Raw genomic sequence first — 26,130 nt, forward strand, 5'->3', positions numbered from 1 at the left:
CAGCAAGACGCTGTATCCGGGGCTGCGCGTGGGGTATCTGGTGCTGCCCAAGCCGCTGACGGCGGCGTTCCAGGCGGCGCACGCCGAGCTGTACCGCGAGGGTCATCTGATGACGCATGCGGCGCTGGCCACGTTCATTTCCGAAGGCCATTACGCGGCGCACATCCGCCGCATGCGCATGCTGTACGGCCGCCGCCGCGCCATGCTCGTCAACCTGATCGAGCGCCGGTTGGGTCCGGACTGGCTGCATCGCGATGCGAGCATGGCGGGTTTGCATCTGGTGTTGACGCTGCCGGCGGACATGGACGACCTGCGGGTCGTTGAGGTGGCGCGCAGCAAGGGCGTGCTGACGCGTGCGCTGTCACGGTATTACGTCAACGAGGAAGGGCGCCGGCCGGGGCTGTTGCTGGGATATGCCTGCGTGCCGGAGCACGACATTGCGCGCAAGTTTGAGGTGCTGCTGGAGAGTCTGGCGGAGGTGGCGCGGCCGGCGGTGAAGACGGCTGCGAAGGCGGGGGGTTGATCCCTGAGTGCAGAGGTTGGGTTCTATAGGCCGGTGTCAGACACCCATGCGGCACCGCCTCGGATTGAAGAGGTTCGCTGTGGGTGTCAGACACCTTGCATCTTGGCCACTACCTAGGTGTCTGACACCCGATGGTACCTAGGTGTCTGACACCCGTTGGTACCTAGGTGTCTGACACCCGTTGAGACGCCGCTGCGCACCGCGGCTGATCTTCCCGGGTGTCTGACACCGGCCCAGTACTCAAACTTGGCCGTGTGTCAGACACCCATTCACACCCCAGGCAATTGCAGCGCCGACGCAAACGCCGCCGCGTTGCGCATGCCCTGGTCTTCGAAGTTGGTGTTGAACACCGCGTGCGCCTGCGCCGATTGCGAGGCCAGCCGCGTGAAGCGGGCGACCAGTTCGGCCAGTTCCGCTTCCGAGTATTCGTACTGAAACCGCCCCGACGACGCCGGGCCCGACGCATTCCACTTGGCCGCATTGCGCCCGTGCAGCCGCAGCAGCGTCAGGTCCGGATGGGTGCTTTCCCAAACCGCAGGCACGGTGTTCTCGAACCCCTGCGGCGCGTCGACAACGGTGTGCACAACACCCAGATCCCGTTCGAAAGCCAGCGTGTCCGCAGTGGCTGCCGGGGTGTCGAACCAGCTGCGGTGGCGGAATTCCACCGACACCAGATGTTCCTCCATCCGCCGCGCGCAGTCCGTCACGCGCGCCATCCCGCGGGCGTCGCGCCGTATCCAGGGGGGAAACTGGAAATGCACCGCGCCCAGCTTGTCCGCCATCCGCAGCGGCTCGATGGCAAGCTGGTAGCGCCGCCAGAGTTCGTCGCGCAGGTCGGCCGGCATGCGGTCGTGGTAGATGATGGGCTCGGGCCAGTCCGTCAGTTCGCGCCGGATGTCGCCGGGCAGGGCAGTCAGCGGGGTCTGGTGGCCGGTGAACAGCCGGAAGGCCTTGATGTTGAAGACGAAATCGTCCGGCGTGCGGGTGGACCACAGGTAGGCGTTGTCCGGCGTGGGCATCGCGTAGAAGCTGGAGTCGACCTCGGCCAGTGTATATCGCGACGCATAGAACCGCAGCCGCGATTCGGCGCTGCGGGCGTCGGGCGGATAGAACCGGCCGCAGGCCAGCAGGGTGGGGTCGGTCCAGGAGGCGGTGCCGGTCAGGATGCGGGGAAAATCGGGCATGGCGCCGGGGCGGTTCAGACGGAAGTCAAAAAATTCTGTATAAATATACAGTGTTCACCCGGAGCCAGCCTTGGCTCCTTCCTTTTTTGCGGCCGCAGCGCTGCGGCTCCGCGACATGTCAGACCAAGCTCAAACTCCCGACACGCCCGACAACCACCAGTCCGCCGCCCGTCCGGCCGAGCGGCCCGATCCGCTGGCCGATCTGAATCCTGCGCAGCGCGAGGCCGCCGAATTCGGCGTGGCCGGCGCGCCCGGCAACGACGGCCCGCTGCTGGTGATTGCGGGCGCGGGGTCGGGCAAGACCAATACGCTTGCGCATCGCGTGGCGCACCTGATTCTGAACGGGGCGGACCCGCAGCGCATGCTGCTGCTGACATTCTCGCGCCGCGCGGCGCTGGAAATGGAGCGGCGCGTGGGGTCGGTGCTGCAACGGGTGATGAACCTGCGTTCGTCGCAGCAGGCGCCGTCGCTGCCATGGGCGGGCACCTTCCATGCGATCGGCGCGCGCCTCTTGCGCGATTGCGCGCTGCGCATCGGCCTGTCCGAAGCCTTCACCATCCACGACCGCGGCGACGCCGAGGACCTGATGGGCATGGTGCGGCACGAGTTGGGTCTGTCCTCCACCAAGTCCCGCTTTCCGCTCAAGGGCACGTGCCTGGCGATCTATTCGCGCGTGGTCAACAGCCAGACGCCGGTGGGCGACGTGCTCAAGACGTCGTTTCCGTGGTGCGCCCAATGGGAGGACGAGCTCAAGAACCTGTTCCGCGCGTACGTCGCGGCCAAACAGGACCAGCAGGTGCTGGACTATGACGACCTGCTGCTCTACTGGTCCGAAATGATGTCGGACGCGGAGATTGCAGCGGATGTCGGCGCGCGCTTCGATCACGTGCTGGTGGACGAATACCAGGACACCAACCGGCTGCAATCGGCGATCCTGCTGGCCATGAAGCCCGACGGCCGCGGCCTCACGGTGGTGGGCGACGACGCGCAATCCATCTACTCGTTCCGCGCGGCCACGGTGCGCAACATTCTGGACTTTCCCAACCTGTTTCCCGCACCCGCAAGGGTCATCACGCTGGACCGCAACTACCGGTCTTCGCAACCCATCCTGACCGCCTCCAACGCCGTGATCGCGCAGGCGACCGAACGCTACGCCAAGGACCTGTGGACCGACCGCAAGTCGTCGCAGTTGCCCGAGCTGGTCACGGTCAGCGACGAAGCTGGGCAGGCGCGCTGGGTGGCCGACCAAGTGCTGGCGCAGCGCGAAGGCGGCGCGACGCTCAAGTCGCAGGCGGCGCTGTTTCGCACGGCCAGCCACAGCGCCGCGCTGGAACTGGAGCTGACCCGCCGCAACATCCCCTTCGTCAAATTCGGCGGGTTGCGTTTTCTGGAGGCCGCGCACGTCAAGGACCTGCTGTCGATCCTGCGCTGGGCCGAAAACCCGCGCGGCCGCATGGCGGGTTTCCGCGTCGCGCAGCTCATGCCGGGCATTGGCCCCGCCACGGCGGGCAAGCTGATGGATGCGATGTCCGCGTCCGCCGAGCCGCTGCGCACGCTGCGCGAGTTCAAGCCGGGCGCGGCGGCGCAGGAAGAGTGGGGCGCCTTCGCCGACACGTACGCCGCGCTGTGCGACCCCACGCTGAAGTGGCCGGCCGATGTGGACCTGGCGCTGCGCTGGTACAGCGGCCAGCTCGAGCGCCTGTACGACGATGCACGCGTGCGCAAGACAGATCTCGACCAGCTCGTGCGCATCGCCTCGGGCTATCCGACGCGCGAGCGTTTCCTGACCGAACTGACGCTGGACCCGCCCGACGCCACCAGCGACGAATCCGGTGCGCCGCTGCGCGACGAGGACTACATGATCCTGTCCACGATCCATTCCGCGAAGGGCCAGGAGTGGAAGGCGGTCTACGTGCTGAACGTGGTTGACGGCTGCATTCCGTCCGACATGAGCACGGGCACGGCGGAAGAAATCGAGGAAGAGCGCCGGCTGCTGTATGTGGCGATGACGCGGGCCAAGGAACGGCTGCAGCTCGTCGTGCCGCAGCGCTTCTACGTGCATCAGCAGACGGGGATGGGCGATCGGCACGTGTACGGCTCGCGCACGCGGTTCATCTCCAACGCCATGCTGCCGCTCTTTGATCACCTGCCCAAGCTGCCCGATCTGCCGCCCGGACGGGCCGAGCCGCGCGAGCCGCAGGCGCCGCGCATCGACGTGGCCAAGCGCGTGCGCAACCTCTTCTAGGCGGCCGGCCCGCGCCGGCGGGCTGGGCTATCATCGGCCGATAACTACACGCTGCGCCGCAGGGATCGATTTGTCCGAGGAAGTCTATGTCTACTGAAGAGCAAGCCCCCGACGCGCCCAAGGGCGAGGTCGTGGCGTCGATCGCCTACGTGAACGGACGGCGGGACCGCGAGGTTCCCATCGACGAGGCCGGCCAGTATGTGGCCCAGCGCCAGAACCAGGGCATGTTGTGGATCGGGCTGCGCAATCCCAATCCCGACACGCTGGCCAAGGTGGCGCGTGAACTGGGCGCGTGCGACAAGAACCAGGAAGAGATGCTGGAGACGCACCGGCGTCCCAAGATCATCGACTACGGCAACATGATTCTCATCGTGGCTGTGACGGTCGAAGTCGAAGCCGAGCGGCCCATTTTCGGCGAGACGCAGTTCCTCATCGGCGACGGGTTCCTGGTCACCGTGCGGCGCGGCGCCACCGCCGGCCACAGCCCTTTGCGGGAACGGTTGGAGGCCTCGCCCGACCTGCTCAAGCGCGGCAGCGACTACGTGGCGTCCGAACTGCTGGACTGGCTGGTGGATCGCTATGTGGCGGCGGCCGTCAAGATCGAAAGCGTCGTCGAAGGCGCCGAACAGAAGCTGCTGATCCGCGGCGCCAAGGACTCGGATATCCGCAGGCTGTACCGGCAGCGCCGGGACCTCTTGCGCATCCATACCGTCGTGTCGCCTCTGGCCGAAATCTGCCGCCGGCTGGCGCGCGTCGAGATGTCTGCGGTGGACGAGCATGCGCGGCCGTACTTCGGCGAAGTGGCGGATCGCGTGTTGCGCGTGGATGAACTTTTCAATTCGCTGCGCGAGTCGCTGGCGTTTGCGTTTGAAGCCAGCCTGATGATCGGGCAGGCGGCGCAGAACGACACGACCCGCAAACTCGCATCCTGGGCCGCCATCCTGGCCGTGCCCACCGCGATCGCGGGGATTTACGGCATGAACTTCGAATTCATGCCGGAACTCAAGTCGCCGTGGGGCTATCCGATCACCCTGGGCGTCATCGCGTCGGTGTGTTCTGTGCTGTATTGGCGGTTCCGGAAGTCGGGTTGGTTGTGAGAGGACGGGCCTGACACCTTGGGGTGATGGCGTTCTTGCCCCGGTGTCTGACACCCTGGTGGGATGACCTCGGGTTTGCGGCGGTGTGCCTGGGGTGTCAGACACCTGAGCAGCGGTGTGATTCTTGCCCCGGTGTCTGACACCCTGGTGAGATGACCTTGGGTTTGCGGCGGTGTGCCTGGGGTGTCAGACACCTTGTGAGGCACCTCCTTGTGGCAAACTCGCTTTCGTTTTTCCTCTGGAGTTCCGCCGGTGCGTGGCAAATCCCCTTTTCGTGGCGGCAGCAAGCTGACCGCCCTTGTCGTCGCCCTGGTTCTGGCGGCGGCGGGCGCCATCGTGAACTGGCTTTCGCCGCAGGATTCGGCGCTGCAGCGCCCGGGGCCGACAGCCAGTGGCAAGCCCTCGGCGACGGCGCCGGCGGGGGGCAAGCCCTCTGCCGTGGCGCCTGCCGGTGGCGTGCCGCCGGGCAGCTACACGCTGATGGGCACGATCGTGAATGTGGCGGACGGCGACACCGTGACGCTGCGGGCGCCCGACGGGCAGCGGCGCATCCGCATGGACAGCATCGACGCGCCGGAAGAGGGCCATGGCACCGATCAGCCCGGTCAGCCTGACGCCGAGGCCGCACGCAAGCATCTGGCGGGTCTGGTGGCCGGCAAGACGCTCACCGCGCAGTGCTACGAGCAGGATCAGTATGGCCGCGATGTCTGCGCGCTGATGCTGGACGACGGGCGCTCGGCCAACCGCGTGCAGGTCGAGGCCGGCTACGCCTGGGCCTACACGGCCCGCAAGGGCGATTACCTGCGCGACAAGGCCATGCCGGATCTGCAGCGCCAGGCCAAGGCAGCCGGCCGCGGGCTGTGGGCGCGGCCGGATCCGACGCAACCGTGGAAATGGCGTTATGACTGCTGGCGCCAGCGCCAGTGCGGCTGAGCGCCGTCATCGGGGTTCCTCGCCGTCATCGGGGTTCCTCGCCATCATCGAATTCCTCGCCGTCATCCGGGCTCCTCGCCGCCATCCAGCCGCCCAGCCGCCATCCCGACCCGCTCCCGCCCGATTCGCCCGTGGTGACTCTTAGGGCATGCCGGGGTACTTCCCCGGCCCCCCATTTGCTATCCTCTGTCGCTACGAAACGAAGGGAAGGTTTCCATGGGTGTATTGAAGCGGCTCTGGGCGTCGGCCATGCTGCTGTCGCTGGCGTTGGCGGGCTGCTCGCAAGAAAGCCCCATCAACAGCCCCTATCCATCCGGCGCCGAAAGCCAGAACACGCTGTATTCCGCTTTCGTCAAACGATCCCCCAAGTACCTCGACCCGGCCAGCTCTTATTCCGGCGACGAAACCCCATATACCTACAACATCTATGAGCCGCTCTACGGGTATCACTACCTGAAGCGGCCCTACGAACTGATCCCGCGCGCGGCGGCGTCGATCGATCCGCCGGTGTACCTGGACAAGGACGGCAACACGCTGCCCGCGGACGCGCCCGGCGAGCAGATCGCGCAAAGCATCTACGACATCAAGATCCGGCCCGGCATCCGCTTTGCACCGCATCCGGCCTTTGCCCGCAAGCCGGACGGCGGCTACGCCTACTTTCCGCTGGCGCCTGGCGAACTCGACGACAAGTTCTACATTCCCGATTTCCCGCTGACCGGCACGCGCGAGCTCACCGCCGACGACTACGTCTACGCATTCCGGCGCCTGGCCAGCCCGCGGGTGGTGTCACCCATCTATTCGCTGATGGCCGAGCACGTGCAGGGTCTCAAAGACTACGGCGACCGGCTGCGCAAGCGCGACCAGGAACTGCGGAGCGACGTGCCCGGCGGCGCGGGCGCGTCGCCCTGGCTGGACCTGCGCGAGGACGATGGCTTCAAGGGCGTCGAGGCGCTGGATGCCCACACGCTGCGGATCCGCGTCGACGGCAAGTATCCGCAGTTCAAGTATTGGCTGGCCATGACCTTCACCGCGCCCATCCCGTGGGAGGCGGACCGTTTCTACAACCAGCCCGGCATGGCCGCGCACGATCTGTCGCTGAACACGTGGCCAGTGGGCACCGGCCCGTACATGCTGGTCGAGTCGCTGCAGAACCGCCGCCACGTGCTGGGCCGCAATCCCAATTACCACGGCGAACCCTATCCCTGCGAAGGCGAACCCGGCGACAAGGCGGCGGGCCTGCTGGCCGACTGCGGCAAGCCCACGCCGTTCATCGACCGCGCCGAGTTCAGCGTCGAAAAGGAAGCCATTCCGCTGACCGGCAAGTTCATGCAGGGCTATTACGACGTGCCGCAGATCGAGCGCGGCGAATACGGCGTGGCCATGCTGGTGGCGGCCGGCGACAGCCAGGACAAGGCGCGCAAGTATCAGGAACACGGCATCAAGCTGCCGACCACGGTCGAGACCGCCAACTGGTACATGGGCTTCAACTGGCTGGATCCGGTGGTGGGCAAGGGCGACACGCCCGAGCAGCAGGAACGCAACCGTAAGCTGCGCCAGGCCATCAGCATCGCCTTCGACTGGGAAGAGTACGTCGCGGTGTTCGAAAACAGCCAGGCGTCGGTGGCATATGGCCCGGTGCCGCCCGGCGTGCTGGGCTACCGCGATCCGCCCGAAGGCATCAATCCCGTCGTGTACGACCTGGTCGACGGCAAACCGGTGCGCAAGTCCCTCGACGTGGCCAAGCGGCTGCTGGCCGAGGCGGGCTACCCGGACGGCCGCAACGCGCAGACGGGCGCGCCGCTGGTGCTGTATTTCGATTCCATGTCCGGCGGCGGCTCCAACCCGCAGTCCGACTGGATGCGGCGCCAGCTTTCCAAGATCGGCGTGCAGCTCGACGTGCGGGCCACCGACTACAACCGCTTTCAGGACAAGATGCTGCGCGGCGCCGCGCAGATCTTCCTGTGGGGCTGGAACGCCGACTACCCCGACGCCGAAAACTTCCTTTTCCTGCTGTATGGCCCCAACGCCAAGGCCAAGGGCGGCGGCGAAAACGCGGCCAACTACGCCAGCCCCGAGTTCGACAAGCTGTTCGAACAGATGAAATTCCTGGACGACGGCCCCGAGAAGGCCGAACTGATCGCCGAAATGATCGCCGTCGTCCAACGTGATGCGCCGTGGATGTTCGGCTACTTCCCGATGTCGGGCGGGGCTTATCAGCAGTGGGTCGGCAACGCCAAACCCACGCAGATGGTGCGCAACACGCTGCAATACATGAAGATCGACCCGGCGCTGCGGCAGCAGAAGATCGACGAATGGAACTCGCCCATCTGGTGGCCCGTCGGCGTCTTCATCCTGCTGCTGGCGCTGGCGATCTGGCCTTCGTACGTGGCGCTCAAGCGGCGTGAACGCCAGACGGCGTTTGTGCCGCCCGAACGCAAGGAGCATCAATCATGATCGGCTATGTCATTCGCCGGCTGTTGTATGGCGTGCTGATTCTGATCGGCGTCAATCTCTTTACCTTCATCCTGTTCTTCGCGGTGAACACGCCCGACGACATGGCACGGCTGGCCATTGGCGGCCAGCGCGTCAGCCAGGATGCCGTCGAGAAATGGAAGGCCGAACGTGGCTACGACAAGCCGCTCTTTTTCAATGCCGAGGCCCAGGGCACGGCGCAGCTCACGGACACGGTGTTCTACCGGCGTTCGGTGCCGCTGCTGGTGATGGATTTTGGCGCGTCGGACGGCGGCCGGGACATCGGCCGCGAGATCAAGACGCGCATGGGGCCCAGCCTGGCGCTGGCGGTGCCCACGTTTTTCCTGGGACTGTTCGCCAGCATCGTGTTCTCGCTGACGCTGGTGTATTTCCGGGCCACGCGGCTGGACTTCTGGGGCGTCGTGCTGTGCGTGATGCTGCTGTCGATATCCAGCCTGTTCTACATCATTGCGGGCCAATGGCTGTTTGCGAAGCTGCTGCGGCTGGTGCCGTTCTCGGGCTATTCAGGCGGACTGGACGTGATCAAGTTCCTGGCGCTGCCGGTGCTGGTGGCGATTGTGTCGCGGCTGGGACCCGAGGCGCGCTTCTACCGCACGCTGTTTCTTGAGGAGATCGGCAAGGATTACGTGCGCACCGCGCGCTCCAAGGGCCTGGCCGAACGCGTCGTGCTGTTCCGCCACGTGCTGCGCAACGCCATGCTGCCCATCCTGACCAGCACGGTCGCCGCGCTGCCGCTGCTCTTCATGGGCAGCCTGATCGCCGAATCGTTCTTCGGCATTCCGGGACTGGGCAGCTACACCATCGACGCCATCAATGCACAGGACTTCTCCATCGTGCGCGCCATGGTGTTCCTGGGCGCCGCGCTTTACATCGTGGGGCTGATCCTGGCCGACATTTCCTACACGCTGGCCGATCCCCGCGTGCGTTTCGAGTAGCCGCCATGCCCAAGTTCGTCTTTCTCTGGACCGATATCGCGCTGTGGCTGATGGTGGCGGGCGCGCTGGCCTACGTCTGGCACGTGCGCCGCAGCCCCAACCTGCGCGCCACTTGGGCGCGTGTCGCGCGCGACACGCCCGCCATGTGTTCGGCCGTCATCCTGGTCGCCTTTTCGGTGGTCGGCCTGCTGGATTCCGTCCACTACCGTCCGCTGCTGCCGCCCGCACCGGGCGCCGCCGCCGACGCCCCGCCGGTCTATGCGCCCGCCGTGCGGTCCGCGCTGGACGGGCTGTTGGCCGGCACCGTGCTCACGCGCCCCGAAAAAACCTATTCCGAGCCGCTGGCCGCGCATCAGTTCACCAAAGAGACCATGCTGGTCGACGACAAGCCGGTGCGCGATTTTCCGCGGCTGCGCGGCGCGGCGCTGCACCTGACCGATCCCGAAAAGGAACGCGGCGGCGATATCGCCATGCGGCTGGGATGGGGACTGGCCGCGGGGCTGGCCGTCGCATTGGCCGGCGCGGTCCTGCTGTTTGCCTGCCTGACGCGCGCCACCGGTTCGGCGTCCCATGCCGCAGAGGAATTGCTGGCCGGCCGCGCCGACATTCCCTGGCGCGCCATGACGATCACCTTCGCCCTGTTGTGCCTGACCGTGGGGGCGCTGGCCGGGCTGTCCAGCGGCTATCACGCGCTGGGCACCGACCGCATCGGCAACGACGTGCTGTGGCAGGCGCTGAAAAGCATCCGCACCGCGCTCGTCATCGGCAGCCTCACCACGCTGGCGATGCTGCCGCCGGCCATCATTTTTGGCATCGCGGCCGGGTACTTCAAGGGTAAGGTCGACGACGCGATCCAGTACCTGTACACCACGATCACATCGATCCCCGGCGTGCTGCTGGTCGCCGCCTGCGCGCTGATGATGCAGGTGTACATCGACAACCATTCCGACCTGTTCGACACCTCGGCGGCACGCGCCGACCTGCGGCTGTTCCTCCTGTGCATGATCCTGGGCCTGACCGGCTGGGCAGGGCTGTGCCGCCTGCTGCGCGCCGAAACGCTCAAGCTGCGCGAATTGGAATACGTGCAGGCCGCGCGCGCCTTTGGCGTCTCGCACTGGCGCATCATGACGCGCCACCTGCTGCCCAACGTGGCGCACCTGGTGCTGATCACGGTGGTGCTGGAATTCTCGGGCCTGGTGCTTTACGAGGCCGTGCTGTCCTACCTGGGCATCGGCGTGGATCCCAGCATGAATTCCTTCGGCTCGATGATCGACGGCGCGCGGTTGGAGATGTCGCGCGATCCCATGATCTGGTGGAACCTGATGACCGCTTTCCTCTTCATGCTGGCGCTGGTGCTGGCCGCCAACCTGTTTGCGGACGCGGTGCGCGACGCCTTCGACCCGCGCACGCGCCGCTACAAGCCCAGCCGCCTGGCGCGCCTGGGCTTTCTTGGCCGCCGTCCGGAAGCCATGCTGGCGGCGGACGGCCGCGCCTCCAAGACCGGAGAGGCGCCATGAGCTACGACACTCCCTTGCTGACCGTGAACGGCCTGGATGTCGACGTCGCGGGCGAAAGCGGCATGACGCACGCGGTCAAGCGGTTGCAGCTGGCGATCTCGCAGCGCGAGACCTTTGCGCTGGTGGGCGAATCGGGCTGCGGCAAGAGCATGACCGCGCTGGCGCTGCTGCGGCTGCTGCCGGACGCCGGACGCATCGTGGGCGGGCAGATCGACCTGGACGGCGAAGACCTGAACCGCCTGCCGGAAAGCGCCATGCGCGGCGTGCGCGGCGGGCGCATCGGCATCATCTTCCAGGAACCCTCCACCAGCCTGAACCCGGTCATGCGCGTGGGCGACCAGATCATCGAGACGCTGACCGCGCACACGCCGCTGCGCGGGGCGGCGGCACGCGCGCGGGCCATCGACTGGCTGCGCCGGGTTGGCATACCCGAGCCCGAGCGCCGCATCGACGACTATCCGTTCCAGTTTTCCGGTGGCCAGAAGCAGCGCGTCATGATCGCCATCGCGTTGGCGGCCGAGCCCGTGCTGCTGATCGCCGACGAGCCGACGACCGCGCTGGACGTGACCGTGCAGGCGCAGGTGCTGGACCTTTTGGCCAACATCCAGCAGGAAATGGGCATGGCCGTCCTGCTGATCACGCACGATCTGGCCGTGGTCAAGAACGTGGCGCATCATGTGGCCCTGATGCGCAGCGGCGAGATCGTCGAAAGCGCCAGCGCCGAGGAATTCTTCCGCGCGCCGCGCCATCCGTACGCCAAGCAACTCTTCGAAGCCATTCCCACCTTCGACAAGCGTGGCGTGCCGCTGACCGAACAGGGCCGCGCCGTGGCCGCGCAGCAGCGCCAGCAGGCCGGGCCGGATCGCACGGCGGGCGTGGTGCTGGACGTGCAGGATCTGAAGGTCCATTACCCGATACGCAAGGGGCCACTGCGCCGCATCGTGTCGTGGGTCAAGGCCGTGGACGGCGTGACGTTCACGCTGCGCGCGGGCGAAACACTGGCCCTGCTGGGCGAGTCCGGCTGCGGCAAGACCACCACCGGCAAGGCCTTGCTGCGCCTGATCGACGGTGCGCGCATCTCGGGCCGCGCCATGCTGCAGGGCCAGGACCTGCTGACGGCCGACCGCCGCCAACTGCAACGCCTGCGGCAGGACATCCAGATCGTGTTCCAGGACCCGTACGCGTCGCTGGACCCGCGCATGCGCATTGGCGAGATCCTGGACGAGGGGCTGGCGTCGCTCAAGCGCGGCATGAGCCGGCAGGACCGCGAGAAGCACGCCGCGCAGCTCATCGAGCGGGTAGGGCTGCCCGCCAACACGCTGACGCGCTATCCGCATGAATTCTCGGGCGGTCAGCGTCAGCGCATCGCCATCGCGCGCGCGCTGGCGGTCGAACCCAAGGTGCTGATCTGCGACGAACCCACGTCGGCGCTGGATGTGTCGGTGCAGGCGCAGATCCTGGATCTGCTTCGTGAACTGCAGGCCGACCTGGGCATTGCGTATCTCTTCATCACCCACAACTTCGGGGTGGTCGAGTACCTGGCGGACCGCATCGCGGTTATGGACAAGGGCCGCATCGTCGAGCTCGGTCAGGCCGAGCCGGTCTTGCTGGCGCCGCGCCAGGAAGTCACGCGCCGGCTGCTGGCCGCGGTGCCGCGTCTGCACTTCGGGCCGCCTGAAGCGGACTGATCCCTTGGGCGCGGGGTGAATCAAAGAAAAACCGGATCCGGCCGATGTGGCCGGATCCAGTGGCAGCGGCAACGAGGCAATAACCCGCCGCCGCCTACTCGGGCTGATGCGCGCTGCCCGTCTCCAGCCAGTCCAGCGTGTCGCGCTTTACGCCGCGGCCGCAGCACGTCAGGAACCCGTGCACGGCCTCCAGTTCCGCGGTGTCAAAGTTGCAGGACGTCATCGCGATGGTTTCGGCGATCCACCGCCGCTCCTGCGCGAGCACCCGGCACTGCGCCTCGACCGGCCGGATCACGATGATGCGGCGGTCAAGCGGGTGGCGGCCGCGTTCCACGTAGCCGGCCGCTTCCAGCCGGTTGATGAGCGCGGTCGCGCCACCCGAACTGATGCCCATCAACCGCGCCAGGTGCCCCGTCGGCAAGGCATCGAACGCCATGACCAGCTCCAGCGCCTTGAGATCCGCCACCGTCGTGCCCAGCTTCTCGGCCAAGGCCGATTGGCAGGCCGTGTTGTAGGCGGCGAACTGCCGGCCGAGCAGCAGGCCGATCTCGTCCAGCATCCCGGACCTCCGGCTGCTCTTTGAAGGCTCGGCCATGCCGGTCATGGGCTCGTGGTGATGGTAGGTCTGTTGTTGCAGCATGATGTGGTTTCCTGGCGATTAGGGGGATTACTTCTTGCCGGCCAGGCCGCCGAGCAACCCGCCCAGCAAGCCGCCGTTGGGCGTGCCGCCCGTCGCGCCACCCGTCGTGGCGCCCGTCACCCCCACAAGCAGTCCGCCGAGCAGGCCGCCGTTGGCTGCGCCACCCGTCGTTCCGCCCGAACTGGCCGGCGCACCGGTGGAAGCGCCTGCGCCCGCACCGGCGCCCGCGCCCGCCCCGACGTTCACGCCACCCAGCAACCCGCCCAGCAGGCCACCGCCGTTCGTGCCGGCCCCGGCGCCCGCACCTGCGGAGGCGCCGGCTCCAGCGGTCAATCCGCCGGTCACCCCGCCGAGCAGACCGCCGCCAGCGCCGCCCGCCCCGCCATTCAAGGTGCCTGTCACACCACCCAGCAGTCCCGTCACGGGCGCCAGCAAGCCACCCGTTCCATTGGCGCCGCCCAGGCCCCCGGTCAGCGAGGCAACCGCGCCCGTGGCGTTGGCCAGCGTCGAACCCAGCGGATTCGTGTTGCCCGGCGTGGCATGGAGCAATCCGCCCGCGCTGGTGACCGCGCCGCCCAGTCCTTGCAGCACGCCGTTCAAGCCCGGCGCGGCGCCCGGCAACGAGCCGCCCAGATTGGTGACCGTGCCGCCCAGGCTGGTCAGCAGGTTGGCGACCGGTGCGCCCAGCTTCGTCGTGTCGCCCACTTGCTGCGTCAGGCCAACCACGTTGCCGGCCAGCGGGCTGGCAGTCGGATCCAGGGCGCCGCCCACGCCGGCCAGCGTCGTCTGCAGGCCCAGCGGCAGCACGTTGTCGACGGTCTTGCCGACATTGCCCAGCGCGGGCTCAAGCAGCGGCGTGGTGGGGCCGTTGAGCGCTCCGCCCGTCACGCCACCCACTACCTGCGTAATCGGCTGCAGCAGACCGCCCTGGCCGGCCAGCGGGCCCGTCAGCGCGCCCACCGCGCCGGTGGAATTGCCAAGAACCGTCGTCAGGGGATTGGGATTGTTCGCGTCCGCATGCAGCAGGCCGCCGGTGCTGGCCACCGTCTTGCCCAGGCCATCCACCAGACCGCCGACGCCAGCCGCCAGGCCGCCGGGCAGGCCCGAGCCCTTGACGTCCGTGCCCAGGTCGCTGACCGCGCCACCCACCTGCCTGACGATGCCGTCCACGGGCTGGCCCAGGCCGGTCGTCGCGCCAACCTGCTGCGTCAGGCCGACCACGGTGTCCGCGACCGGTTTGATGGTGGGATCCAGCGCCTTGCCCACGCCGCCAAGGGTCGTGTCCAGATTCAGGGGCAGGGCGTTGTCGACCGCGCCGCCGGTATTGCCCAGCGTCGTTTCCAGCAGGCCGGTCACGCGCGGCGGGTTGGTGCCGGGGTCGGTGCCGCCGCCGCCGGGATTGGTGCCACCGCCGGGATTCGTTCCGCCGCCGGGATTCGTTCCGCCACCGGGGTTGACGCCGGGATCAAGACCCCCGCCGCCGGGGTTGGTCGGGATATCGGTGCCCGGAAGACCTGCGGTTTTCTTCCCGCCGCCGCCGCCACCTCCGCAGGCGGTCAGCGCGCCGACAAGCGCGGTGGCCATGACGGTGGCGGTCAGGACGTGATGGAGGCGGCGCATCTCGGTACGGTTCTGCATGACGAACTCCTTTGGCTGGAAGAATCGGGTGTTGAAACAACCCGGTACGCTTCCTGATGCACAAACCATGCCAAGATTTTTCAGAACCGATGCAAATCGCCAGTGTTGGAAATGCCGCGCCAATAAATTCGCTTTGTTATCAAGCTCATACGCTGGAATTTAAGGGTTTTTCCCTGTCTCCCGATAATCCCTGTTTTGGGATGGCGGCGAGCCTGCGACTGTTACGGAAAACCGGTCATCCGACGTAACGTTACGGCGGACGTTACGTTCGACGTTACGTAACGTCGGCGCCTTTCGCGCATTAAAAACGCCCGTCGGAACGGGCGTTTTTAAAATCCCGGCATAACCGCGCCGGGCCCGGCTGGGCAGTTACAGCGCGTCCCAGAACAGCGAGTAATTGGCGTTGAAGCGCAGGTCGCGGTCGCTATTGACGGTGGCGGACCCCACCGGCTTGGCCACGTTGAAGTCGAACAGATAATGCTTGTCGTCGGTGATCCGCACGCCCAGCGCCACGGACGACAGGTGCCGGTTATTCAACGTCTGCAGGTCCTTGTTGTTGTACCAGGTGCGCGCGTAGTCGACCAAGGCGTATGGCTGCACGCTGGAAAGGTATGTCCAGCCCACGCCGAAACGGCGGTTGATCTCCGCCGAGACGCCAATGCCTTTGTCCCCACTTTGCTCGCCCTGCGGATAACCCATGGCAAACCGCCAACTGCCAAAGGAGATCTGCTCTGAAGAGGGCAGAATATTGCTGGAATACTGGCCGGCGCCGGAGAAAACCAGCCCGAACTGGGCGGGCAGCGCAAAGGTCTGCCGGGCGTTCAGGTTGTAGCGGCTGAAGTCCAGGTCCAGCCGCGGCGTGGCGGAATAACCGTAGTTGGTCGAGATATCCTTTTTTGCGCCTACCGCGTCAAAACCCTTGGCGACCGTCAGCGTGACGTGTGTCGCCTTGGTTTCGGAGACCTGGATATAACGCATCTCGGCCGTTGCGGCGCGCACCTGCGCGTCCTGCTGCAACCACCGGTCGGATTCGCGGGCTTCGTACCGGTCCTTGGAATTGGCGGCATATACCCCCAATGTCCCCGTCAGTGAACGCCGGTTGTTTAACAGAAACGGATAACTGACGCCGACGCCGATGCGGTCGTTTTTTACCCGGCGATCAAAACCCAGCAGCTCGATCGCGTCATCCTGCGGGCGCGCATCGTAGTAATAACCGTCAACCTTGACCGTTAGCCCATTGGCGCCGATCGGCACGCGGATTTCACCCGACACGTATTTAACGTCGTCGGTATTGAAGGGTACCGCCGCAGTCAGTTTCACCTGTTCACCCAAGGGCGTCAGGCTGTTGGTCGTGACATTGACCACGGGCTGCATGCCGGTGCCAAGGTCCGCGATGTCGCCGCTCAGGTTGACGGGCTGGCGGCTGGCCGTCAACGACAGTTCGGTGGCGCCGTCCGCCCGGCGGGGCAGGTCCAGGCTGGGCGTGAATCTGACGCCCGGCACGGTGCGCATCAGGTTCAATTGGCGCTCGAGCGTGGCCTGGCTGAGCGGCCTTTCCGCCAGCATTGGCCCGGCCAGCGCTTCAAGGCGGTCCTGCGCGTTGCCGATGTCGCCGTCGATCCGCACATTGGCGATGTAGCCCTCGACCACCGTCACCACGACCAGCCCGTTGGCGAACGTCTGGTTCTGCACCAGCGCAAACGACAGCGGATACCCCTTGTCGCGGTAGAGCTGCGTGATCTTGTCCACCTGGGCGACCAGTTCGCCCAGGCTGATTTCCTTGCCCGCCAGCGGGGCGAGCACCGCGGACACTTCCTCGAACGGAATGGCGCGCACGCCGGTGACGTCGAAGTTGCGGGGCACGATCCGTTGCGCCAGCCGGGCCTGCAACGCCAGTTGCTCCGGGGTCGCGGTCTGGACGACCGGCGGCGGCTGCCTTGCCGAGGGCGGACGTTCCAGCCGCGGCAGGGAGTCCACCGGGTTGCCGCGCAACGGACCCTCCGCCCGGGCAGGCGAACCCGTTGCCATCATGCAAAACAGGGCCAGGGCCAATGGCCCGCCTTGAATCTTCACTCGTGTGCCTTTTTTATCTTTCATTTCTGCTTGCTCATGTGAACGCCGAGCCGATAAAGATCGCGTATCGAGTGGAAAGGGGTTACGTCACCAGTAATTAAAAGTTTCGATTAGGGCCATTTATATGGTGCCAGTATTGTCTGAACAATGACAATCGATTTCAAACTGAGGTTGTACGACGTGGAATATGTCTTCTGTTCTGCATTATTCCGATGTCCCCATTAATTCGTTTTCTGAAAGATAGGCGAGATTCGAGCGTTTTTTATACGATTCCCTCGATGTTGGGAGTATCCGTTACAACTGGTGTGTCGCAACATCGCGAAATTCAGTGAAAACCCTGATGCGTATGATTTCGCAATATATAAACTAAGGCCACGTATCAAAAATACGCAAAATGTGTGGACTCTCCCGGAGATTCAAATGACTGGGAAATACTGCGAGAAGCACTGCAATTACCCGCCGGCCGCGCATAACCGCCGCCGGTCACCACACAAGGAGCTTTCATGAGCCCGGGAGACGTCGTCCCGCTATCTTTCGACACAGGCCTGGTGGCGCTGTCGTTCCTGATCGCGGCCCTGGGCTCGTACGTCGCCCTGCTGGCGGCAGCGGGCATCCGCGCTGAAACGCAGGACGGCGAGATCCGCCTCGGCTATGTCGTCATCGGCGCGGTGGCGATGGGCGGGGTGGGGATCTGGAGCATGCACTTCATCGGCATGCTGGCGCAGAACCTACCCTTTGAAGTGGGTTATCAGACTGGGCTGACCATACTGAGCTTTCTGGTTGCCGCCGGGTTTTCCGGCTGGGCATTCTGGTATGTCGGCCGCGACCGTTTCTCTTTTATTCGGTGCCTGATCGGCGGGTGCGCCGCGGGCTTCGGTGTCGCGTCCATGCATTATGTCGGGATGAGCGCCGCGCGCATGCCGGCGGTCCTGCTCTGGAATCTGCCGCTGGTGGTCTTGTCGGTGCTGATCGCCGTCATTGCGGCCACCGCCGCGCTCTGGCTTGCATTTAATACGCAGAACGAACGCCAGCGCATCGGCGCCGCCATATTGATGGCCGTCGCGGTATGCGGCATGCATTACACGGGCGCGGCCGCCGGGGCGGTTATCTGCACCGCCGCCAATGACGCCGCCGGAGGGTATATCGGGGGCGCCATGCTGCCGTATATCGCGTTCGCCCTGTCCATCATCACCTTGCTGCTCATGCGCTGGCATCTGCAGCGGGCTTCGCAACGCTTTCGCGCGCGCATGGCGCAGCGAATCGACTCGATCATTGAATCGGCCCCTGGCGAGGTTTCGGGAAGATCCCCGGGCGCCTCGCCGGGGCCGGGTTAGCGGGACCCTTCAACCGATGCCCATGGAGCTTGATATGAAATCAACACTTGCGCAGTTCTGGAATGACGAAGACGGCATCACCGCCCTTGAGTACGGGCTGATCGCCGGCATGGTGGCGGTGGCCCTCATCGTGGCGGTGGGCGCCTTTACCGGTTCCTTGAAAGGCATGTTCGAGGACCTTGGCACCAAGCTCGACAACGCCAAGGCAGGCACCGGCACCACGCCGCCGGCTGGCGGCTGAGGCGCAAGCGGATACGCGCCGTGGTGGTCCGGCCACCGCGGCGCGACGCCGCGACCCGCCATCGTTTGAATGAAGGGGGCTGCGTCCGCCATGGCGCGCCTGTCGTGCTACCGGATTTTTGGAAGGTCTAGCCTTGTATCCAGGGGTGTTGCTGTGGTGGCTGTTGTTCACATGCTGGATTCTGGCGCTGATCCATGGCGATCTGCGTCATCGCCGCGTCCCCAACCGGCTCATCGTCGTGGGACTCGCGGCGCAACTGCTTTGGCTGCTGGCCGCCTTGCTGGCGCCCGGCTGGGCCTATCCGCCGCGATGGAGCGGATGGCTGCCGCCGCTGGCCGGATTTCTGACGGCCGCGCTTTTCCTGCCGCTCTGGCGCTGGCGTCTGATGGGCGCGGGCGATATCAAGGCCATCGCCGTGCTCGGGCTGCTGCTGGGCTTTGCGCCGCTGATGGTGACGCTGGTGCTGGCCAGCGTGCTGGCCGGCCTGCACAGCCTGCTGTATCTGGCCGTGTCGAGGGTCTGGGCATTGAGCCACCGCGCGCGCCAGATTCCCTATGCCGCGTACCTGGGGCTGGCCGGCTTCAGCGCGGCGCTTATTCCGTGGAATTCGCCCTGGTATTCGTGGTGTTCTTCCTGGTGTTCTACGGGATCCTGACGTATTCCCTGGTGGTTGCCGCGCAGCATTCCGTGACGCTTGCCGCGCAGGATGGCGCGCGCAAGATCCTGCAATGGCAGCCGGGCACCGCGTCGCTCGCGGCGCGGGCGGAAGCGGGACGCGAATCCGCGTTGTCGCAGGCGGCGTGGATCAGCGCCATGTCCGCAGGACCCGTGCAGGTCGCGGTCTGCGGCAGCGCGGGCGCGCTGACCAGCGCGGCCGGCGGCGCGTGCAGCGGCTTGCCGCTGGCGCAGGATCAGGTCGAAGTCAACGTGTCGTATGCGTACGGCGCCCATCCGCTCCTGCCGTCCGTGCCGTTTCTGGATACGGCGCTGATGCCGGCTTCCAGCGTGCTGAGCGCGCGCGCCACGGTGCATCTGGGCGATGCCCTGGGCGGGGGAATCTGAGATGCGCGCGAAGCCACACCTCAATCGAATCAAGACTCGAGCTCGCCAGCGCGGGATTGCGGCGCTGGAGTTTTCGCTGACGCTCACGTTGCTGCTGCTCTTCATCTGCGGCGTGGTCGGATTCGGCGCGCTGTTCTGGATGCAGCAGCAACTGGCCGCCGCCGCAGCCGACGGCGCGCGTGCGGCCGTCCATGCGCGCTTTAACGGCCAGTCCGACGTGCCGGCCGTGGCCTGCCTGGCGGCGATGCGAACCTTCTCCGCCGGATCGGCGGTGCTGTGCAGCGCCACGCGCGCGCCGTGCGCCTGGAGCGGGGCAGGCGGGGCGCAGGCCGACTGCGCCACCGTCGCCATGACCTACAACACCCAGACCTGGCCGCTGCTGGAGACGGTGCGGAGCCTGGTCACCGCCTTGCCGGGCACGAACCGCAACTGGATTCCGAGCAGGCTGCATTCGCAGGCTGTCGTGCAGATATCGCAGGGGACGCCATGAGCAGTCTGAGCAAGATCGTCGCGGGATTGTTGCTGGTGGCGGGCGTGGCGCTTGCCTTCGTGGCGTGGCGGCTGGCGTCGGCGCCGCCCCGTCCGGCGGTCACCGTGGCGCCGGTCGCGGTCGCGCCGGCCGAACCGGTCAAGCTGTATCCGGTGGTGGTGGCGCGTGAGGCGATCGCGGCCGGTTCGCGCATCGACAGCGCAAGAATGCTGACGGTGGTGAAGTGGCAGGCCGCGCTGTCCGGCGGCTTTGCCGACCCCGCGCCGCTGGATGGCGCGGTGACAAGGGTCGACATCGCAGTCGGCGATCCGATCTTGCCCAGCCTGCTGACGCAGGGGCTGGCGCGCCAGTTGAAGGCGGGCGAACGCGCCGTCGCCATCGCGGTGGACGAGGTCGTCGGCGGCGGCAATCGCATCGTCCCCGGCGACATGGTGGACGTGTTCTTCATGATCGAGAAAAGCCCCGAAGTCGCGTCGGGCCAGGCGCGCCTGTTGCAGTCGCAGGTGCGCGTGCTGGCCTACGGCCAGGCCACGGTGGAAGGGCCGGACGAGAAGCCCGCCTTGCAGCAGGGCGGCCCGGGCCAGCCTGCGCGCACCGCGGTGCTGGCGGTGCCGGTGGATCGCGTCAACGAATTGATGCTGGCCAGCCGGGCGGGGCGCCTGCAACTGGCGCTGCGGCCGGTGGGCGACGACAGCATGCCGGATGTGGCCCTGTTCGCGCCGCGCGGCACGGTGCTGCCGGTGCGGGCGGATCTGACGCCCGCACAGCGCGAGTCGCTGCTGGCCGGCCCGAATCGCGCCTTCGCGGGCGAGAGCCTTGTGCAGCTCGACGGCAGCACGGCCGCCGCTCTGGCGCCCGCCGCGCGCGGCTCCGCGGCCCGGCCGGCAGCCCGGCCGCAAGCGACCGGCGGCGGCCGGACCGTCGAAATCATTCGTGGAGACAAATCCGAGCACGTGCGCTACTGAACGGGGCCGCGGGCGCACCAGGCGCAGCCCGCAGCCGAAGAATCCCATCATCAGATCCGGCACCATGAAGAAAATTCAGCGCACTACCATGATCTGCCTTCTGTCCGCCGCCGCGGCGATGACATACGAAGGAATCAGCCTGGCACAGACCGCGGCCCCTGCCACCGGCGCAAACGCGCCGGCCCGCGACATTTCGATGGCGGTCAGAGAGCAGCAGACCGTCATGCTCGATCACGGCGCGCCGTCGCGCATCGCCATCGGCGATCCGGACGTGGCGGACGTGAAGGTGCTGCCCGCCACCGGCAATCGTGCGGGCGCCGTGCTGCTGTACGGCAAGAAGCCCGGCACCACGCGGCTGCAGGTCTGGTCGGCCGGCAACGCCGCGCCGCAGGTCTGGACCGTGCGCGTCGGCAGCGGCGTGCAGGGCGCACTGGCCAGCCGCGGCTTGGGCGGCGGCGCCAACGTGGACATCGCGGACGGCCACGCCGTCGTATCGGGTCATGCCGAATCGCCGCTCGGGCAGATCGCCTCGGCCACCATGGCGGCCGCCGCCGTGGGCGGTGACAAGAACGTGGTCGACCTGTCCACCGCCGGCACGGGCGGCGTCGTGCAGGTGGAAGTGAAGGTCGTGGAAGTGTCGCGTTCGGTGATGAAGGCGGCCGGCATCAGCTTCACGGCCAGCAACGGTCCCTGGAGCGGCGGCAGCTCCACCATGCCCGCCAGCCTGGGCGGCGCGTTGGCGTCGGGCTTTTCGCTGTTCTACGACTCCAACAACTTCGCCGCGCGCCTGCGCCTCTTGCAGACCAACGGCATGGCGCGCGTGCTTGCCGAGCCCACGCTTGTCGCCCTGACGGGCCAGAGCGCCAGCTTCCTGGCGGGCGGCGAACTGCCGATTCCGCAGGCCGGCGGACTGGGAACCGTCAACGTGACCTTCAAGCCCTTCGGCATCGGCCTGACCGTCACGCCCACCGTGCTGTCGCGCGACCGCATCGCGCTGAAGGTCGCGCCCGAGGCCAGCGAGCTGGACTACACGAACGGCATCGCCATCAACACCAGTGACGACACCAGCACCATCATTCCGGCGCTGCGCACGCGGCGCGCCGACACCATGGTGGAACTGGGCGACGGCGAAAGCTTCGTGATCAGCGGACTGGTGTCGCGCCAGACGAAGGCGATGGTCAACAAGGTGCCCATGCTGGGCGACCTGCCGATCATCGGCGCCTTTTTCCGCAGCGTCGATTATTCCCAGGAAGACACCGAGCTGGTCATCGTCGTGACGCCGCGCCTGGTGCGCCCGATCGCGCGCGGCGTGGCGCTGCCGTTGCCCGGCGCGCGGCAGGAGCAGACGGATACGGCGTTCAATGCCTGGGGTTATTACCTGACCGGCCCGGCAAGCGGCCAGCAGATGCCGGGATTCTCACGGTGACCAATATGAAGACACATGCCAGCGAAGGAGTGGGCCTGCAGAACGGCACGCGGTTCCTGTTTTGTTCTCAGGGCAGTGCGATTGCCGCGCAATTGGGGATGGCGTTGGGCGACCTGGGCGTGCTGACCCAGGAGTCGCCGCGCATCGAGGAACTGGCGCGGCGCCTGACCGAGCTTGCGCCGCAGGTGGTGTTCCTGGATTTTTCACTGAGCGACGACGAGCCCGGCAAGCTGTTCAAGTCCGCCGAACTGGCGCGCCTCCTGGCGCGCATCGCGCCGACGCTGCCGCGCGTGGCGGTGGGTTACGTGAACCAGCCGGAGGGGGCGATCGCCGCCCTGCGTGCGGGCGCCGTTGATTTCGTCGATCCGTCCGTTGCTCCGCAGGAGGTTCGGGATGTGGTGCTGCGCGTGCTCGACCGGCCGTCGGGCGGGCGCATGGACGGCACGCGCCGCAGTGTCGTGCTGCTGGGCGCGCGTCCCGGCGTGGGCACCAGCACATTGGCCGTGCATCTGGCGGGCATGGTGCAGGATCGCCTGAAGCTGGCGCACAACCAGCGCGCCGCCAAAGCATCCCAACCGCCGGGCGAACCGCTGCCGCTGTCCAGCCGCGTGGCGCTGATGGACCTGGGCTGGCCAGTGGGCGATTGCCAGCTTTATCTGAACATCGGCGGCGACTTCGATTTTGCCGAGGCGGCGCGCAATCTGCGCCGCCTTGATTCCACGCTGCTCGGATCGGCGATGGCGCACACGGCCAACGGCCTGAGCGTGCTGTCGCTGCCGCGCGATCTGGGGCAGATGCGCGAGGTGTCGCAGTCGGATTCGCTGCTGGTGTTCGAACGCATGCGCCAGCATTTCTCGGTGGTCGTGGCCGACGCGGGCGGCTTCACCAATGCCGAGTTCGTGTCGGGCCTGGCGCGCAACTCGCAACTGAACTGGATCGTGACCGACCAGAGCGTGGGCGCGCTGGTGTCGCTGGCCGGGCTGCTGCAGGAGCTGGAGCAACTGCACGTGGACCGTTCCACGCTGGGTCTCATCGTCAACCGCTATGACGAGCGCTACGGCATGACGGCCAAGCAGATCGCGGAACGCTTCAGCCTGGAACTCGTGGGCACGCTGCCGGACCGCACGCTGCCGCTGATGGTTTGCACCAACCGCGGCCATCTGCTGCACGAAGAGGCCGAGCGCGACGTCTACGTGCGGGCGGTGCAGACGCTGGCGGAAGGCCTGTGCGCGGAGGAAGCCTCGCCCGGCGGGCACGCGAGCTGGCTGGCCACCTGGTTGCCCGGCGTGCATCGCCGCATGGTGATCGGCTGACGGACAACATCGGCTGACGGCTAAACAGACGGGCGGTTACGGGATCCGACATGATCATGACAGCGACGATAGAGTTCGGCGGCGACGGCGACAAAGGCTTCTCGGCGTCGGACCGCTACCAGGAAGTGAAGACGGCGGCCTACGAGCATCTGCTGTCCCGCATCGAGGAACTGGGCGCGGAGTTCGGCCGGTGGGCGCGGTCGGCGATCCAGGAGTTCGTGGACATCGAGGTCGCGAGCTTCGTGCGGATGCGCCGCGTCGCGATCAACGAAAGCGAAATGCGCGCCATCGCGGAGGCGCTGACCAAGGAGCTGGCCGGCCTGGGGCCGCTGGAAGACCTGCTGGCCGATCCAGCCGTGGAAGACATCCTGATCAATGGCTACGACAACGTGTTTGTCTCGCGCCGCGGCGTGCTGGCCCGCGAGTCGCTGCGCTTTACCGACAACCAGCACGTGCTGCGCATCGTGCGCCGCATCCTGGCGCCCATCGGCCGCCGGCTGGACGAGTCGAGCCCGATGGTCGATGCGCGCCTGCCCGACGGCGGCCGGCTGAATGTGGTGATCGAGCCGCTGGCGGTCGATGGCCCCATGGTGTCGATCCGCAAGTTCCGGCAGGACCCGCTGAAACCGGCGGACCTGCTGACGCTGGGGACCTTCGACGAAGCGATCTACCGCCTGCTGAACGAGGCCGTGAAGAACCGCTGCAACATCCTCGTGTCCGGTGGCACCAGCTCGGGCAAGACCTCGCTGCTGAACGCGCTGGCGTTCTTCATCCCGGAAAACGAGCGCGTGGTGACGGTCGAGGACACCGCGGAACTGTCGCTCAACCATCCGCACGTGGTGCGGCTGGAATCGCGCCAGGGCGGCTTTGACGGCAGCGGCGCGGTCACCATCCGCGAACTGATCCGCAACAGCCTGCGGATGCGGCCGGATCGCGTGGTGGTGGGTGAAGTGCGCGGCGCCGAGGTCATGGACATGCTGCAGGCCATGAACACCGGCCACGAAGGGTCGATGGCGACCATCCACGCGAACTCGCCGCGCGAATGCCTGTACCGGATCGAGATGCTGGCCGGCTTTGCCGGATTCCAGGGCAGCGAGGACAGCCTGCGCCGGCAGATCGCCAGCGCGCTGGACTTCATCGTGCAGATCGGCCGCCTGTCCAACGGCAAGCGCCGCGTCCTGTCCGTGACCGAGATCACCGGCATGGGCGACAACGTCATCTCCACGCAGGAGCTTTACCGCCACGATCCGTTTGCGACGCCGGACGGCGAGGAACGGGACCGCTGGAACTGGCTGGGCATCCATCCCCACACGCCCAAGCTGGCCAAGCTGCGCAACGAGGCGCGCGCCAACGACAACGCGCCGGACGACCGCGATGGCGGGGGCGGCTTCTGGAGCCGGAGGCGCTGATGCAGGACGTGATGGCGCTGTTGAGCTTGGCCGCGGTGCTGGCCGTGGGCGCGGTGCTGCTGTGGCGCCACGCCGACCGCAGCGCGCGCCGGGCCGCCAGCTCCGCGTTTCTGGAAAGCCAGTTGGCGCGCGGCCGCGAGGAGGCGGCAGGCGACGCGCCCTTTGCCGAAAACGCGCGCGAGTTCCGCAGCGGCCACGCTGGCTGGGACCGTCTGCTGCGCCTGGCCGGCCTTCGGCAGAGCGCCGGCCTTTACCTGCGGATCGCGCTGCCCGTCGTCGCGGGCGGGGCGCTGGCCTGGGTCTTTCTCGGGCCGCTATCGGGCGCCGTGACGTTCCTGCTGCTGGCCGTGTTCGCGTACTTCCTGCTATGGATGCGGGCCGACAAGCGCCAGCGCCGGATGATCTCGCAGTTGCCCGCCTTCCTGGACAACATCGTGCGCCTCTTGACCATCGGCAACAGCATCGCCGCGGCGTTCCGCACGGCGGCGGCGGCCACCGATGAGCCGCTGCGCGAAGTGGTGGAGACCGCGGCCAGCCTCAGCAATTCCAAGGAACTGGACGCGGCGCTGGCGCACGTGTCGCGCCTGTATGGCTTGAAGGAGGTGTACATGGTGGCTGCAGTCGTGTCGCTGGCGATGCGCTTTGGCGGGCGCAGCGATCAGGTGCTGGAGCGCATGGCGGCGTTCATGCGCGATGTCGCCCAGGCGCGCAACGAACTGACCGCCAGCTCGGCAGAGGTCCGGCTGTCTGCCTGGATCCTGGCGCTGCTGCCCGTGGGTGTGGCCGGCTTCATCATCGTCGCGAACAACAATCTGTTCATGGGCCTGTGGGAAGACCCGCAGGGCTTCAAGATGCTGCTGACTGCGGTCTGCCTGCAGATCGGCGGTTGCTATTGGCTGTATCGCATGGCCAAGGCCATCTGAG

21 protein-coding genes and 1 pseudogene are annotated in these 26,130 nt (G+C 66.8%); 18 read left to right on the plus strand and 4 right to left on the minus strand.

Annotated features, from left to right (window positions below):
- Positions 1-523, plus strand: a pseudogene (locus tag RT697_RS17265) (PLP-dependent aminotransferase family protein); the annotation flags it as partial.
- 269 nt (positions 524-792) lie between these two features.
- Here RT697_RS17265 and RT697_RS17270 read toward each other — a convergent pair.
- On the minus strand, positions 793-1,707 hold the full coding sequence (locus tag RT697_RS17270; protein WP_313700484.1) for a DUF72 domain-containing protein: 915 nt from the start codon (positions 1,705-1,707) through the stop codon (positions 793-795).
- A gap of 115 nt (positions 1,708-1,822) precedes the next feature.
- Here RT697_RS17270 and RT697_RS17275 point away from each other — a divergent pair, with 115 nt between their 5' ends.
- The 7 genes from RT697_RS17275 (at position 1,823) to RT697_RS17305 (ending at position 12,615) form a co-directional block, all read left to right on the plus strand.
- Positions 1,823-3,952 carry an ATP-dependent helicase gene (locus RT697_RS17275; protein WP_313700486.1) on the plus strand — a complete coding sequence of 710 codons (2,130 nt, stop codon included), beginning with the start codon at positions 1,823-1,825 and terminating at the stop codon, positions 3,950-3,952.
- An 86-nt stretch (positions 3,953-4,038) separates the two neighbouring features.
- A complete protein-coding gene (locus tag RT697_RS17280) occupies positions 4,039-5,049 on the plus strand; it encodes a magnesium and cobalt transport protein CorA (RefSeq protein WP_313700488.1) in 1,011 nt (336 codons plus the stop codon).
- Between the two features lie 252 nt (positions 5,050-5,301).
- Positions 5,302-5,982 carry a thermonuclease family protein gene (locus RT697_RS17285; protein ID WP_313700490.1) on the plus strand — a complete coding sequence of 227 codons (681 nt, stop codon included), beginning with the start codon at positions 5,302-5,304 and terminating at the stop codon, positions 5,980-5,982.
- Positions 5,983-6,198: 216 nt separating this feature from the next.
- Complete coding sequence (locus RT697_RS17290) at positions 6,199-8,436, plus strand: ABC transporter substrate-binding protein (protein WP_313700492.1); 2,238 nt, start codon at positions 6,199-6,201, stop codon at positions 8,434-8,436.
- Positions 8,433-9,410, plus strand: a complete 978-nt coding sequence (locus RT697_RS17295) for an ABC transporter permease (RefSeq protein WP_056563262.1) — start codon at positions 8,433-8,435, stop codon at positions 9,408-9,410. The genes RT697_RS17290 and RT697_RS17295 overlap by 4 nt, the downstream gene beginning before the upstream one ends.
- A gap of 5 nt (positions 9,411-9,415) precedes the next feature.
- Positions 9,416-10,927 carry an ABC transporter permease gene (locus RT697_RS17300; protein ID WP_313700494.1) on the plus strand — a complete coding sequence of 504 codons (1,512 nt, stop codon included), beginning with the start codon at positions 9,416-9,418 and terminating at the stop codon, positions 10,925-10,927.
- Positions 10,924-12,615: a dipeptide ABC transporter ATP-binding protein gene (locus tag RT697_RS17305; RefSeq protein ID WP_313700496.1), complete on the plus strand. Its 1,692-nt coding sequence runs from the start codon at positions 10,924-10,926 to the stop codon at positions 12,613-12,615. Before RT697_RS17300 ends, RT697_RS17305 begins: the two co-directional genes overlap by 4 nt.
- A 94-nt stretch (positions 12,616-12,709) precedes the next feature.
- On the opposite strand, the gene RT697_RS17310 is transcribed toward RT697_RS17305, so the two are convergent.
- From RT697_RS17310 to RT697_RS17320, 3 genes are all read right to left on the minus strand, one after another.
- Positions 12,710-13,255 carry a MarR family winged helix-turn-helix transcriptional regulator gene (locus RT697_RS17310; protein ID WP_313700498.1) on the minus strand — a complete coding sequence of 182 codons (546 nt, stop codon included), beginning with the start codon at positions 13,253-13,255 and terminating at the stop codon, positions 12,710-12,712.
- 27 nt (positions 13,256-13,282) lie between these two features.
- Positions 13,283-14,893 carry a collagen-like triple helix repeat-containing protein gene (locus RT697_RS17315; protein WP_313700500.1) on the minus strand — a complete coding sequence of 537 codons (1,611 nt, stop codon included), beginning with the start codon at positions 14,891-14,893 and terminating at the stop codon, positions 13,283-13,285.
- A gap of 369 nt (positions 14,894-15,262) precedes the next feature.
- Positions 15,263-16,924: a POTRA domain-containing protein gene (locus tag RT697_RS17320; RefSeq protein WP_313700533.1), complete on the minus strand. Its 1,662-nt coding sequence runs from the start codon at positions 16,922-16,924 to the stop codon at positions 15,263-15,265.
- 545 nt (positions 16,925-17,469) lie between these two features.
- On the opposite strand from RT697_RS17320, the gene RT697_RS17325 reads away from it, so the two are divergent.
- The 10 genes from RT697_RS17325 to RT697_RS17370 all read left to right on the plus strand — a co-directional run bounded on the left by RT697_RS17325 (position 17,470) and on the right by RT697_RS17370 (position 26,129).
- Positions 17,470-18,300 (plus strand): MHYT domain-containing protein, encoded by an 831-nt coding sequence (locus tag RT697_RS17325; RefSeq protein ID WP_313700501.1) that lies wholly within the window; start codon positions 17,470-17,472, stop codon positions 18,298-18,300.
- Between the two features lie 34 nt (positions 18,301-18,334).
- A complete protein-coding gene (locus tag RT697_RS17330) occupies positions 18,335-18,541 on the plus strand; it encodes a Flp family type IVb pilin (protein ID WP_313700503.1) in 207 nt (68 codons plus the stop codon).
- A 133-nt stretch (positions 18,542-18,674) separates the two neighbouring features.
- On the plus strand, positions 18,675-19,196 hold the full coding sequence (locus RT697_RS17335) for a prepilin peptidase (protein ID WP_313700504.1): 522 nt from the start codon (positions 18,675-18,677) through the stop codon (positions 19,194-19,196).
- Complete coding sequence (locus RT697_RS17340) at positions 19,142-19,603, plus strand: TadE/TadG family type IV pilus assembly protein (RefSeq protein WP_313700506.1); 462 nt, start codon at positions 19,142-19,144, stop codon at positions 19,601-19,603. The genes RT697_RS17335 and RT697_RS17340 overlap by 55 nt, the downstream gene beginning before the upstream one ends.
- A 1-nt stretch (position 19,604) precedes the next feature.
- Positions 19,605-20,093 carry a TadE/TadG family type IV pilus assembly protein gene (locus RT697_RS17345; RefSeq protein WP_313700507.1) on the plus strand — a complete coding sequence of 163 codons (489 nt, stop codon included), beginning with the start codon at positions 19,605-19,607 and terminating at the stop codon, positions 20,091-20,093.
- On the plus strand, positions 20,090-21,058 hold the full coding sequence (gene cpaB / locus RT697_RS17350; RefSeq protein WP_313700509.1) for a Flp pilus assembly protein CpaB: 969 nt from the start codon (positions 20,090-20,092) through the stop codon (positions 21,056-21,058). The genes RT697_RS17345 and cpaB overlap by 4 nt, the downstream gene beginning before the upstream one ends.
- A gap of 64 nt (positions 21,059-21,122) precedes the next feature.
- A complete protein-coding gene (locus RT697_RS17355; protein WP_409517452.1) occupies positions 21,123-22,484 on the plus strand; it encodes a type II and III secretion system protein family protein in 1,362 nt (453 codons plus the stop codon).
- Positions 22,481-23,797, plus strand: coding sequence for a pilus assembly protein CpaE (locus RT697_RS17360; RefSeq protein ID WP_313700511.1), 1,317 nt, complete (start codon positions 22,481-22,483; stop codon positions 23,795-23,797). Before RT697_RS17355 ends, RT697_RS17360 begins: the two co-directional genes overlap by 4 nt.
- A 50-nt stretch (positions 23,798-23,847) precedes the next feature.
- Complete coding sequence (locus RT697_RS17365; RefSeq protein ID WP_175123676.1) at positions 23,848-25,206, plus strand: CpaF family protein; 1,359 nt, start codon at positions 23,848-23,850, stop codon at positions 25,204-25,206.
- Positions 25,206-26,129: a type II secretion system F family protein gene (locus tag RT697_RS17370; RefSeq protein ID WP_313700513.1), complete on the plus strand. Its 924-nt coding sequence runs from the start codon at positions 25,206-25,208 to the stop codon at positions 26,127-26,129. The genes RT697_RS17365 and RT697_RS17370 overlap by 1 nt, the downstream gene beginning before the upstream one ends.
- The last annotated feature ends 1 nt before the right edge of the window (position 26,130 follow it).

This window comes from Achromobacter sp. (genome assembly GCF_032113835.1).
In the GTDB taxonomy this organism is placed as follows: domain Bacteria; phylum Pseudomonadota; class Gammaproteobacteria; order Burkholderiales; family Burkholderiaceae_B; genus Achromobacter.